Here is an 11,900-nt window from a genome sequence, read left to right on the forward strand (position 1 = left end):
ACGGATTTGTTGCTTGCTCAGGCCCGCATCGTCTCCGGGTCGATGCCCTGCTCGCGGCACCAGGCCGCATACGCCAGCGGCGAGATCTCCGAGGGCTTAATCTCGCTGCGCCCGCCCCAGAAGACGCTGGTATAGGAGACCGGGATCCCCGCCTCGACCAGGTGCGCGTCGATCGCGGCCTTGTGCGCCAGCAAGGCGTCCTTTTCCGTGCCGTGCGCCACGCCCATCAGGTTGACGTTGTTGAACTCCGGTCCGCCCTCGCGCCAGTAGGCGTGCGTCATGATGTGGTGGCGGCCGACCTCCTGCCCCGCCTCGATCTCGCGGCCGGGCGGCACCGCCCAGTGGAAGAGCGCGTTGTAGCGCGTGACGCGGGCGCCGTCGGCCAGCGGCTTGACGTGCTCCAGGAAGGTCGAGAAGCGGCCGATCACCCGCCGCGCGTTCAGGCTCTCGGCGACCATGAGGAACTGTTCGAGCGGCACGCCGGCCTCGTCCGCGCGCGGCGCCCAGGGGTCCTGCGCGATCTCGGCCGGTGTGAACTCGCGCTTCAGCGTCGTGAGCACCCGCCACTCCAGCGCCGAGAGCGGCTCGACGTGCGTGTCGCGCACCTCGGCGGGCACGTCGGCGCGGCTGCCGGGTTCAAGGCCGCGGCGGCGCACGTGGCCGACGCCCAGGGCGAACAACCGCTTCGCCGGCATCAGCCGGACGCCGGTCGCGCCCACGCGCCGCGCTAGGTAGGCCGCATGCCGCTCCAGCGCATAGCCCTGCGGCGCCTTCAGCGTCGTCCAGAGGCGGTAGCTGGCGCCAGGCGTGACCGGGTCTGCGGTGCGGATCACGACGTGGCCGGAGAACGGGTCCTGCTGGAACATGAAGTCGAAGGCGGCGCTGAGCCGCTCCTGCGGCAGTTGCCAGGCGGCCAGCGCACCCGGCGCCAGGTTCGTGGACATCAATGTCTGGCGCACGCGGCGGATCGTGCCGGCCTCCAGCATGGCGCGGATGCGCGCCAGCACGTCGGTCAGCGGCACGCCCGAGCGTCGGGCGATCTCGCCGAAGGGATCGCGCTGAAAGCCGTCGAGCCGGTCCTCGGCCACGGCGAGGATGGCGCTGTTGACCGGGTCGTGCAGTTGAAATGGGGCGCTGACGGTGCTCACCCGCTGCCTCGCTGTTGGTGAAGTGTGGAACGTTGTGCCGCCGGACGCGGGGTGAAGACGCCCGGCCACGCAACGGGCGCGGCCAAAACCGCGCTCTTCGCTTCACTATAGGCATGGCTGCGTGCTTGGCCGCGAATCGCCGGCGCTATACTTCCCTAAAGCTATGCAAAGCTGAGAGAAGAACGTGCGCACGCCCACGGGCTGCATCCGCGAAAACGGCGGCTGCTTCCGTTCATACTCGTGGGATCACAGAATATACCACGGGAGTACGGAGTGCGGACGCCGGGCGGAGCGAGATTCACGATGGTCTGTGCGGACGATCCCGCGGCGTTGCAGACGGCGGAGGTCTGCCGGCGCTGCTCCGAGGAGACGGCGCGCTACCGACGGCGTGAAGAGCACGACGACCGCTACTGCTTCGAGGTCATGCGGCGCGCGATCGTTCAGCACAATGATCAATGCTGGGAGACGCTGCACGATGTCTTCGCCGAGCAGATGCTGGCCTGGTGCCGCAAGGCGGCCAGCGGGCTGGAGACGGAGCCGGACGAGCTGGTTGCCCTGGCCTGGGCCAAGTTCCTGCGCAGCTTTACGCCGGAGAAGCTGGGGCAGGCGAACGGCGCCGCCGGCGTCCTGGCCTACCTGAAGCTCTGCGCGGTGAGCGTGGCGATCGACCTGCAACGGGTGCGGGGCGTCACCCTCCCCTTCGATGAAGCGATCGGCGAACGCCAGACCGCCGATTCGCCCGCCGAGATCCACGCCGCGCGCGTGAGCCGCGAGGAGTTCTGGCGGCTGATCGACGCGCACCTGCAGGACGACCGGGAGCGGGTCTTCATGGAGCTCTTCTACGAGCGTGAGTTGAAGCCCGCCGAGATCCAGCGCCTGCGTCCGGAGCTCTTCCCCGGGATTGCTTTGGTCTACAGTACGCGCCGCAACGTGCACGACCGGCTCAGGCGCAGTCCGCGCCTGCGGGCCTGGCTGCTGCGCACCGACGGCAGCGAGTGACCCAAGTGAAAGGAACAGCGAAAAATCTCCGCCGCCGATGCCCGAATTCCGCAACAGCCCCCGTTCATTTCAGTGAGAGCAACACAAAGAGAACAGTTCGCTTCGCGGTCCATCCGCCCTGGCGCTGGCCGTGAAGCGAACGGCATCGACCGAACCCCTACACCCCGCGCCATCCCAGGTTGGATTATGAAGAGAAGGACTGGGACGCCATGACGGAGGCAACTGCTCGCTGCATCGACCCCGCCGCCATTCGTGAGGATGATATCGATCGGTTTGTGCACGGCGAGGCGAGCGAGCACGTGGCGGCCCACGTCGAGCGTTGCCCTGCTTGCGGCGAAGAGGCCCGCGACTACGGCAGGCTCGCGCGCCTCTTGCGCGCGGGGTTGTTCCGCGCCACCTGCCCCGATTCGCTCGTGCTGGGTGAGTATGCGCTCGGCTCGCTCTCGCCCCAGGAGCGCCAGTCGGTGGCTGCGCATCTGGTCACCTGTCCGCACTGCCTGGCGGAGATGCGCACCTTCGCCACATTTCTGAGCGAGGACGATGCCGACGCCGCGGCGCCCGCCCGTTTCGGGGCGGTGCGGCGCCTCGTCGCGGCGCTGTTGCCGCGACCGTCCGGCCTTGCCCTGGGGCTGCGCGGCGGCGAGAGCGAGGCGCTGACCTACAGCGTGGAAGGCATGGTGCAGCTCACCGTGAGCGTGCAGCGTGCGGCGCCGGGGGCGGCCAGCAGCGTGGTCACCGGCCTGGTGCAGCCGGGCGAGCTTAGTTGCGAGGGCGTGCCCGTGGCGCTCTTTTCCGGCGATGATCTGGTACGGACCGAGGCCGTGGACGACCTCGGCAATTTTGTGTTCAGCGATATTCCCTCCGGCCTCTATCGCATCGAGATCAACGTGCCCGCCTCGATCGTGGTGATCGACCCCCTGCGCGTGCCCTGAGTTCTGACGACTGCACGTTATTCGTCTCCGACAGAGATGCGCGAATTCCCCTGGCTGGCCCGTTGAAATGGGTAGAAAGGGGGATCACGTCATGATGGACACCGAATTCCGCGCCTGGATGGAGCAGCAGACCCGCCAGAACGTGATCTATCCGCAGGCGGAGAAGCAGCAACGGCTGATCGAGGAGCTGCAACGGATCAACAGCGCCGCCGTGCCGCAGCGCGGGCCGCGCCGCCGGCTGGGCGGGGCGCTGATCGGCTGCGGTCTGGCGCTGGCTGCCGCCGGTAGGCGGCTGCAGGGCCTCGAGCGCGAGGCGCCTTCTCCCTCCAGCTAGCCGGGTGTCGAAGGTTTGCCCTGATCGGGCCGTGCTGGAGGAGCGTTTCCCCAGCGCGGCCCGATTGCCGTATCAGCGCGCAGCGGCGTGCCCGCGCCGGCTCACAAAAGCCTGACAAACACGCTGGCTCGGCAGCGATCGTTGAGCAACGGCTTCGCCCGCTGCCGTACGATACCGCAAGGTTTTGCACCCCTGTGCGGCCGTGATCACCGCGGATGGACCCGCCATGCCCGCCGTCGCCAACCGCGCCGAAGCGTTCGTCGCCCGCCTGCTCGCCGCCGGAGACGCGGGCGTCCGCCGGCAGCTCCTTGCCGATCACGGCCTGGACGCGGAGGCGCTGCGCCATGCAGCCCTGCTGCTGGTGGAAGAGGGTTACCGCGTCCTGGGCGCTGATCCGTTGCGCATGGAACAATTGGCCGAAGGCGCACGCACCCTCGCCGCGCAGGGCGGCGACCCGTTCCCGGCGGCGATGGCAACGATGTGCTTCGGAGACGCCCTGCGGTTCCAGGGCCGCAACGGTGAAGCGCTCGACGCGCTGGATGCCGCGTACACCAGCTTCCAGGCGCTGAGCCGGCCGGTGGAAGCCGCACGAACGCGGATTGGCTGGGTCGAGTGCGCGGCCCGGCTCGGGCGCGTGATGGAGGCGATGTCCGCGGCGCGTGGCGCGCGGCGGGTACTGCGAGCATACGGCGAGCACTACCGCGCCGGATCGCTGGAGCTGAGCGTCGGGATCGTGCATGCGCAGACCGGCGACCATCCCGCGGCGCTGCGGGCCTTTACCCTGGCGAGCCGCCTGTACCAGCGGTCAGGCGAGGCCGGGCGCCTCGGCGTGGCGCGGGCGCGGCAGAACCGCGGCCTGACGCTCAGCATTCTTGGTCGGCATCGCGAAGCAGTGGTCGAGTTCGAGGCCGCCCGGACGGTGTTCGAGGCGAGCGGAGAGCAGGCTGGAATCGCTCGCATGTCCGCGAATCTCGGCTACACCTACATCGCCCTCGGCCAGTACACCCGCGCCTTGAGAGCCCTGGAAACGGCGCTGCAGCTCGCCCAGGAGACGGGCATCGCGGCGCGCGATCCCGCAGCCTTCCACGGCTCGCTGGCAGATTGTTATCTGGCGCTGAATCGCCCGGCCGATGCCTTGCGCCAGCTCGAATCGCTCGAGCACGAGGTCGAACAGGTCGACAGTGCGGCCGACGCGCTGGCGCTCGCCGCGCGACGCGCCGTCGCCCTGTTACGGTTGGGCGAGCGTGAGCACGCCTTCGCCACGATCGACGCCGCCCTGCGCGCCCACCCGGATGCCGGCGCACACCACCGCGCCTGGTTGCTCACCCAGCAGGCGGCGATGCAGCTCTCGCCGCACGCGACGAACGACGCGCACGGCGCCCTGCGTGACGCGCTCGCCGCGGAGCGAGCCGCGCGCCTGACTGGCAGCTCACGGCTGCGCGCCGAAGCGCTGGTCGTCCAGGCCGCCGCCCTCGTCGCATTGGGCCGCGGGCCGGAGGCACAGCGGGTGGCCGTCCGCGCCCGGCGGCTGGCGGCAAAGGCCGACGCGGCGCCGTTGCTGTACCGGATTGCTGAATTGCGCGGGCAGGTTGCCGAGGCCGAAGCAAACGAGCCGCGGGCGATTCAGCTCTACCGCGCGGCGGCCGCGCAGTTGGAGCGCGAGCAGCGCGGGGTGATCTTCGCGTTCCGCGACAGCTTTGCGCTGAGCCGCGGCCTTGCCTATCAACGGCTTGCCGTGCTGCTGCTCCGTGCCGGCAAGCCGAGCCAGGCGCTTGCCAACGTTGAGCGGGCGAAATCACGCGCGTTGATGGACGCGATTCGCGGCGGCTTCGCCCCGCGTCTGCGTGGCAGTGGCGAGGTGCGCCGGCTGGCACGTGAGCTGCAGCACGCCCGCGAGGTCTATGCCGCCCTTCGTGCTGGGCCGGACGTGCCGTTCCCTGAAGTCGCGACGACGCGGAGGGCCGCGGGCGGCGAGGCTCCGGCCGCCGAGGTCGAACAGCGAATCGTGGATCTGACGCGCCGGCTGCAGATCGCCGGCGCCGCCCAGGGGATCGCCGATCCCCTGGACTCTGCGGTTGAGGAGACCCCGCCGGTGATGCCCGCCGGCGCCGGATTGCTCGAGTTCGCCGTGGCTGGAGATGACCTGCTGCGTTTCCTCGTCGTCGGCGGTGTCGTGCGCGGGGAGATCCTGCCCGGCAGAGTGGCGCAGGTCGAGCGTCTGATTCGTGCTTTCCGTCTCAACATCGAGTCCACTGAGCGGGTAAATCCTAGCGGGATCGCGGCGCTGGAAACCCAGGTTCGGGCCGTGCTCTCGCGTCTCCACGCCCTGCTGCTCGGCGGGCTGGACGAACTGGTGGACCTGGAGCGGCTGGTGGTAGTGCCGCATGGCCTGCTGCACTACCTGCCGTTCGCCGCGCTGCACGACGGCGAACGGTTCCTCGTCGAGCGGTTCACCCTCAGCAGCGCGCCGTCCGCGGGTCTCTACAGCATTTGTCGCGCACGCACAGCGCGACGCACGGGCACGCTGGTGCTGGCGCACTCGGCTGGCGGCCGGTTGCCGCACGCACTCTCCGAGGCCGCGGCGGTCGGCAAGGTGCTGGGCGCACCGGTCTGGTGTGAGGCCGAAGCCACGCGCGGACGCCTCGCACGCGACGGGCAGCGGGCGGCGGTGATCCATATTGCCGCACACGGCCAGTTTCGGGCCGACGCCCCGCTGTTCTCAGGCATAGAGCTGGGCGACGGCTCGTTGACCACGGCGGATGTCTTTGACCTGAAGCTGCGTGCGGCGCTCGTCACCTTGTCGGCGTGCGACACGGGCCGCTCGGTGCTCGGCGGCGGCGACGAGCTGTCGGGACTGGTGCGCGCCTTTCTGTATGCGGGCGCGGCGGATCTGCTGGTCAGTCTCTGGCGGGTCGATGATGCGGGAACCGCCGAGCTGATGGCCCGTTTCTACCGTGAGCTGGCCGGCGGCACGGGGCTCGCCACCGCGCTGCGCCGCGCACAACTTGAACTGCTTTCTCCGCGGATGCGCGAAAACGGGCGATCCCATCCGTTCTTCTGGGCGGGATTCCAACTGATCGGTGACGATCGCAGCCTCACCAGGCGGCGTAAGCGCATGCAGGAGGAGTAGCGGTGCAGCAGGTGTACGCTAATCTGCCGATTTACGGCTCATGGCCGGCGTTCTTCCGTCCGGACGAGCTACTGTTTCACTATGAGCCGAAACCCGGCTCCAACGCTGAGCGGGCCGGTGGGATCGACCAGTTCGATCGTGAAGCCTTGCTGAAGTCGTTGCGCGCCGCCGGCATTGCCGCATCGGGCCTGGGCGAGCCGATCCCCATCTACGGTTCGGGCGGCACCGGCATCTTGCAACCCGTCTATTTGCTTGACTGGGTTGCGCCCGCGCGGCGGCGGCTGCCGGATCGACAGGCCGAGTTAGACGACCTGGGTCGGCGCACCAGAGAGGTCTGGGATCTTGCCCGCACGCTCAACGGGCCGGAAGGCCGGATGTCGCGCTTTGATGCCGCCGAGCACACCTTGTCCGCCGTCTCACCCAATTGGATCGCCATGCCCCATTACTGAGGCGGCTGCCCGGGCGGTCGCCCGGTTGTGCTGCCGCCCGGCGGCGGTACACGGCACCACTTCCGACCGCATCCCGGTATCCCCAGCATCGACCCGGTGCTGCCGCTTGTGCGCGAGTTTGTGCCGCAGGCGAGGCTGGAGGAGAGCGGCGGCAAGGGTGTGCTCGTCGCGATCCTGGACACCTGGCCCTACTATGACGGCGATGCAGCCGCCCTGCCTGGCGGCGCTGCCGCAGCGCATGTGCGCATCCAGAACTTCGTAGCGGCGAACGCCGCCACCGTTGATCCAGATGTCGGGCGCCTGCTCACCATTCCTCCCCAGCGCATCTACAGCCGCATCGATCCGCGCGCGGCGCACGGCGTGCGCTGTTACTACCTGAACGACAATGCCGTGGCGGAGAAGCCGTACGACATGGCGAGCCACGGGCTGTTCGTGACCGGCATCATCCAGGACATGGCGCCCGACGCGCAGATCTCGGTATACCGCGTGCTGGACGACAACGGCGTCGGCGACCTTGCCGTAATCGCAAAGGCCATGCAGGACGCGCTCGCCGAGGCACGCTGCAACGGGAAGAAGCTCGTCCTCAACATGAGCCTGGGCGTGGCACCGCCGATCTGGCTGATGGAGGCGCTGCTTGCCGACGACGACTGTTTCTTCGGCAAACCCAGCGAACTGCGCCGCGCGATTCTGCGCTCCGCCTTCAAGACGGTGAGCCGTTCGTTGCAAGAGAGCATGGACGACTGGGAGGCGCTCGGTCTGATCAGTCAGGCGTCACGTCAGTTTACCGGGATGCTGCAGATCGTCGATGCGGTGCTATCGATCAAACGCTCGCCCGATGCGCTGCTGATCGCCGCCGCCGGCAATGACTCGTTCGGCGATAGCCGGCGTATGGGACCGCGACTGCCGGCGGCGCTAGAGGGCGCGCTCGCCGTCTCATCGCATCTGCCTACCGCCCGGCCGTGGCCGCTGTCCCGCTACTCGAACGACGACGACTTCTTCACCGACAACGACGGCGTCGGTGCGTTTGGCGGTGACACCGTGCCTGATCCCGTCGACGACGGCAGCGACAGCGCCGACCCCGGCCGCACCGCACCGCTTTCGGTGATCGCGCCGTATATCCGCGAGCCGCTGCCGGAGCCGCCGGGCCAGCCCGCGCACAACAGCCGCGGGCTGGCCTACTGGTCGGGAACCTCCTTTGCCACGCCGGTGGCCGCGGGGTTTGCGGCCAGTATGTGGTCCGCCGATCTGTCGCAGGCATCAGGCTCGGTATACCGGCGCGTCGTCTTCGACGGCAAGGGACAAGACCGGGAAGCTCTCCCCTTTACGCAGCGGTTCTCCCCGTAGGCTTCGCTACGCCGGCACGGCGGCGATCATCGCTGGTCACTCGCCCTCCTCGCGGCCTGCGGAACCCTACGCTCGAATCACCAGAGCGCCGGCTGCCGCTGAGGCGCGAGGGAGGGGTGGCGATGGGCATCCGTAGGGAGGCGCAGTATCTCGACGTGCTGCGCGGCGGGCGTGTGGTCTGGCCGGAAGGCGAGCGTGCCACGAATGTCACCGGCCATCCGCGCAAGTTCACTATCACCTGGGATCTGACCGGCACGCAGTTCGGCTCGCGCCAGGCGCTGTACGAGCGCCTCTTCGACGACGATCTGGTGCGCCTGCGCCGGGCCCGCTTCCAGAGCTACGACTACGGCACGGCCGTGGGCATGGTCGAGCGCCTGTTGCAGCGGGTGGATGCTGGGGCGGCATGCCGCTGGTAGCAGGCTGTGGGCGATGCGCCCGTTCGCTATTGGATGAACCAGCCGTATAGTAGTGGTCGGTCACGCATCCCTGGTACTGACCCTGGAACCAGCCAGCCGTGGCCTGATCGACACTGTACTGCCACGGACCGTCTCCGCCCATGTCGTACTGCGCAGGCGAGCCCGCACATTGATCATGCCCGTAGGCTTGCGACTGCATCGCGTAGTTGTATTGACTCGCGCTAATCAGCGAGTAGACCTACCAGGTGAGGCCGGATCCGAAGCCGATACATCCCTGTCCGGTGATGGTTCCGCCATCGGGCGTGGACGAGCTGTACGACTGTCCGCAGGTCACACCGGTCTGGCCGCGAGTTTGCGGAGGCGATTGCGATGCGAATGCCAGCATGAACATCGCAATCGCGGTGGCCGCAAGCACTATCGTGAGTCTACGCATGGCATATCTCGGCTCCAGTGGGGGAAAGCGCGAAGGCCGAAGGAGGCACAGTTCCAGGCACGAAAAGCTGAACTGCGCCGTAAGCTTGGCGAGTTTGACTGAGGACGCCGCCTGCCGCGTCTGCAACGGTGGCCGCGGTCAATACTACACGGGTATCAGCCTGTATCTCGACGATCTGCGTCTCCTTCTGGCCAGCAGCTAATGGGATATCCCTCTCGTAGCGCTGAGCCGTGGCCATGGACGGGTAGACATGAGTGGGCAGGACGCCTGACGGGGCTGCCGGTGCGGGCAGTATCGACGGCGCGCTGGCCTGGGTGAAACGGAAGCCTTGCTGGGAAAGTGCGGCAGGCTCCGAGAACGGAGGGAGCAGTCCTGAAGATTTGGCGGCATTCAGGCCGCCTGGTCCCCTCTGGCAAAGATTTGTGCCGATCGGCGATGGCGTCGGGAATACGGCGGTATATGCCGGGCTGAACACACGGGTAGTTTGGGCGGTATCCTGAAGCACTTCCTGTACGAACGCGCCGTTCAGGTCCGTGTAGATTGCGTGGAATTGTACGACCGCGCCGTTCGCATCGGTCTGAGCCCAATCATCGCTCGCGACAAGCTTGCCGTTGAATGGATCGCGTGCGCCGACCTGAGAGGAATATGATGTTGCCGTCCAGTGCACAGTCGCATTCCGAAGGGCAGCCGCAACGACAGGCGGCGGATTGAATGAGGCACTAGCACCTTCTCGCGGAGTGCTGGCCGATGGCGCCGGTTGCTCGGCACCGAGCTGGCGCTGCGCCCGCAGTGCATAGAGCAGCGCGCCTACGATGATGAGTGCTGTAAGTACGAGGACCAGAACCGCTGAGGTGAGCCCTTTGATCAGTTGTCGATCGCGCATGCGAACCTTCCAGAGCGATGGCGTGCACCACTCCCTGCGTTTGCACAAAAGTCCGACAGAGAGATGATATCGAAGTCGATTTAAGCGTGAAAGGTATATCTATATCAAGATTGGAACTACTCAGCGTTCATGATCGGCCACGCCAACTGAGGCGCATGCAGGGGTCGCGGCGCTGGCGTAGACAGCTCGCGTGATGGCAAGCCGTGGTGCCGCAGGCGATGGACCTGGCCGACCTCAATGCCCAGCTCCTCGCCGGCTGTCGTGCCGGGGAGAGCCATGTCCCCGCGGGGCATGCCCAGGCGATCGGCGTCGGGATGGCGATCGCGCGTGAGCAGCTGCTGCCGGTGGCGGCGGAGGGCTTCGACCTCAGCGAGGTCTGCTTCCCGACGGTCGATACCCTCGGGCGGGTGAAGGTGCGCACCACTGCCTCTTCCGTGCCGGTGGCCGCCGGGACCGTTGTGCAGGTGAAACTCTCGGCCACCACGGTCGCCGTGTGGCACGAGGGCCGCTGTGTGGCCACGCATGAGCGCTGCTACGGCCGGCATCAGGAGATCCTGAACCTGGAGCACTACCTGGACGTGCTGGCGCACAAGCCGGGGGCGTTTGCGGGGAGCAAGCCGCTGGCGCAGTGGCGGGTGCTGGGGCACTGGCCACCGAGCTACGACCGCTTCTGGCAGGCGCTGATGGACCGGCAAGGGAAGCAGGCGGGGACGAAGGCGATGGTGGAGCTCTTGCAACTCGGGCGCAGCCACGGGCAGGCGGCGCGGCGGCGGGCGATCGAGACAGCGCTCGATCTGGGGGTCAGTGATGCCGCCGCGGTGCAACAGCTCCTGGCGAAACCCCAGCTGGAGCACGCACCGCCACCGGCCCTTGACGTGGGCACGCTCGGGGCGTACGCGCGGCCGCTGCCACGCCTGGACGGCTACGACACCCTGCTGGCGGTGGCGCGATGACGGTCACGAATGAGGTGCAGCTCCAGAGCGTGCAGCAGCAGTGCCGGCTGCTGCGGCTGCCGATCATCGCCGATCGGTGCGGCCCGCTCGCGCAGGCAGCATTGCGTGACGGCTAGCCGTATCTGGGCTATCTGGAGGCGCTCTTGGCGGCAGAGCTGGAGGAACGGGAACAGCGCACGATCGCCCATCGCCTCCAGGAGGCCCGCTTCCCGCGGCTGAAGACGCTGGAGCAGTTTGATTTCAGCCAGGCGCCGGCGGTGTCCGCTACGCAGCTCTGGGAGCTGGCCGGCGGGGGCTACATCGAGCGGGCGGAGCCGGTGGTCTTCCTGGGCGACTCGGGCACCGGCAAGACGCCCCTGCTCACCGGGCTCTGCGTGGCCGCCTGCCGGCAGAAACGACGGGTGCGCTTCGCCACGGCCGCGGCGCTGGTGAATGAACTGGTCGAGGCCAAGCAGCAACTCCAACTGCGGCGGGTGCTGGCCCGCTGGGCGCGCTACGACCTGATCGCCATTGACGAAGTCGGGTATGTGCCACTGGCCGAGGTCGGGGCGGAGTTTCTCTTCCAGGTGATCGCCGATCGGGCGGAGAAAGCCGTGGTCTTGCTGACCACCAACCTGCCCTTCTCGGAGTGGACGCCGGTGATCCCCAACGCGCGGTTGTGCAAGGCGTTACTCGACCGCATCACCGACCGCGCCCACATCATCGAGACCGGCAGCGAGTCGTTCCGCTTCCGGCGGACGCTGGCCAAACGCCAGCGCACGGAGGAGCGTGTGGCCTGAGACCGCCGCGGGCGCAGCGTCCGCTACCCAGCCGGATACCCACAGGGGGTGGGCCAATTTCGAGGATCGAAGTGGTCCAGATCGCGTGATCGATCACACC

At 68.0% G+C, this 11,900-nt stretch carries 11 protein-coding genes; 9 read left to right on the forward strand and 2 right to left on the reverse strand.

Features of this window, described 5'->3' with window-relative positions; translation table 11 throughout:
• Positions 1-17: 17 nt before the first annotated feature.
• Positions 18-1,148, reverse strand: coding sequence for an Lrp/AsnC family transcriptional regulator (locus VKV26_02335; GenBank protein HLZ68726.1), 1,131 nt, complete (start codon positions 1,146-1,148; stop codon positions 18-20).
• Positions 1,149-1,451: 303 nt separating this feature from the next.
• Between VKV26_02335 and VKV26_02340 the strand changes: the two genes are divergently transcribed.
• From VKV26_02340 to VKV26_02370, 7 genes are all read left to right on the forward strand, one after another.
• Positions 1,452-2,147 carry a hypothetical protein gene (locus VKV26_02340; protein ID HLZ68727.1) on the forward strand — a complete coding sequence of 232 codons (696 nt, stop codon included), beginning with the start codon at positions 1,452-1,454 and terminating at the stop codon, positions 2,145-2,147.
• Between the two features lie 209 nt (positions 2,148-2,356).
• Positions 2,357-3,079: a zf-HC2 domain-containing protein gene (locus VKV26_02345; GenBank protein ID HLZ68728.1), complete on the forward strand. Its 723-nt coding sequence runs from the start codon at positions 2,357-2,359 to the stop codon at positions 3,077-3,079.
• A 91-nt stretch (positions 3,080-3,170) separates the two neighbouring features.
• On the forward strand, positions 3,171-3,413 hold the full coding sequence (locus tag VKV26_02350; protein ID HLZ68729.1) for a hypothetical protein: 243 nt from the start codon (positions 3,171-3,173) through the stop codon (positions 3,411-3,413).
• 226 nt (positions 3,414-3,639) lie between these two features.
• Positions 3,640-6,543 (forward strand): CHAT domain-containing protein, encoded by a 2,904-nt coding sequence (locus VKV26_02355; GenBank protein HLZ68730.1) that lies wholly within the window; start codon positions 3,640-3,642, stop codon positions 6,541-6,543.
• 2 nt (positions 6,544-6,545) lie between these two features.
• Entirely contained in the window at positions 6,546-6,992 is a 447-nt protein-coding gene (locus tag VKV26_02360; protein HLZ68731.1) for a hypothetical protein, read from the forward strand.
• Positions 6,993-7,088: 96 nt separating this feature from the next.
• A complete protein-coding gene (locus VKV26_02365) occupies positions 7,089-8,336 on the forward strand; it encodes a S8/S53 family peptidase (protein HLZ68732.1) in 1,248 nt (415 codons plus the stop codon).
• A gap of 122 nt (positions 8,337-8,458) precedes the next feature.
• Entirely contained in the window at positions 8,459-8,752 is a 294-nt protein-coding gene (locus tag VKV26_02370; GenBank protein HLZ68733.1) for a 4-hydroxyphenylacetate 3-hydroxylase C-terminal domain-containing protein, read from the forward strand.
• A 425-nt stretch (positions 8,753-9,177) separates the two neighbouring features.
• Here VKV26_02370 and VKV26_02375 read toward each other — a convergent pair whose 3' ends face one another.
• Entirely contained in the window at positions 9,178-10,068 is an 891-nt protein-coding gene (locus VKV26_02375) for a hypothetical protein (protein ID HLZ68734.1), read from the reverse strand.
• Between the two features lie 218 nt (positions 10,069-10,286).
• Here VKV26_02375 and VKV26_02380 point away from each other — a divergent pair, with 218 nt between their 5' ends.
• The gene (locus tag VKV26_02380) at positions 10,287-11,021 is read left to right on the forward strand and encodes a hypothetical protein (GenBank protein ID HLZ68735.1); all 735 of its coding nucleotides are present in this window, start codon (positions 10,287-10,289) and stop codon (positions 11,019-11,021) included.
• A 131-nt stretch (positions 11,022-11,152) separates the two neighbouring features.
• Positions 11,153-11,800 (forward strand): IS21-like element helper ATPase IstB, encoded by a 648-nt coding sequence (gene istB / locus VKV26_02385; GenBank protein ID HLZ68736.1) that lies wholly within the window; start codon positions 11,153-11,155, stop codon positions 11,798-11,800.
• Positions 11,801-11,900 lie beyond the last annotated feature (100 nt).

The organism is Dehalococcoidia bacterium, assembly GCA_035310145.1.
In the GTDB taxonomy this organism is placed as follows: domain Bacteria; phylum Chloroflexota; class Dehalococcoidia; order CAUJGQ01; family CAUJGQ01; genus CALFMN01.